This window comes from Pseudomonas sp. Fl5BN2, assembly GCF_009908205.1.
Classification (GTDB): domain Bacteria; phylum Pseudomonadota; class Gammaproteobacteria; order Pseudomonadales; family Pseudomonadaceae; genus Aquipseudomonas.
Map to the genome: position 1 here is coordinate 1 of NZ_JAAARL010000095.1, position 406 is coordinate 406.

Annotated in this window: 2 tRNA genes; both read right to left on the minus strand. The window is 51.0% G+C overall.

What is annotated here, in order from left to right:
* Positions 1-40 precede the first annotated feature (40 nt).
* Positions 41-117 (minus strand) — tRNA-Met (locus GV819_RS32745).
* Between the two features lie 202 nt (positions 118-319).
* Positions 320-396: transfer RNA gene (locus GV819_RS32750), tRNA-Met, on the minus strand.
* Between the last annotated feature and the right edge of the window lie 10 nt (positions 397-406).

Here is a 406-nt window from a genome sequence, read left to right on the forward strand (position 1 = left end):
ACAAAAAAGGCCACTCTTTCGAGTAGCCTTTTTTGATGTTTGGTTGCGGGAGCCGGATTTGAACCGACGACCTTCGGGTTATGAGCCCGACGAGCTACCAGACTGCTCCATCCCGCGTCTGTGTGGCGGCATTCTACAGGCGAACGACTGAGTGTCAACTGTTAATCGCCCAATAGGTCAAATAAATGTCGAATGACCTGTTTTGCCTTTTAAGTCATGGACAGATAAGGAGTTTTACCTGCATCCCCATCGAGGCTTGGTCGAACAAAATCGACACGCACAAAAAAGGCCACTCTTTCGAGTAGCCTTTTTTGATGTTTGGTTGCGGGAGCCGGATTTGAACCGACGACCTTCGGGTTATGAGCCCGACGAGCTACCAGACTGCTCCATCCCGCGTCTGTGTGGC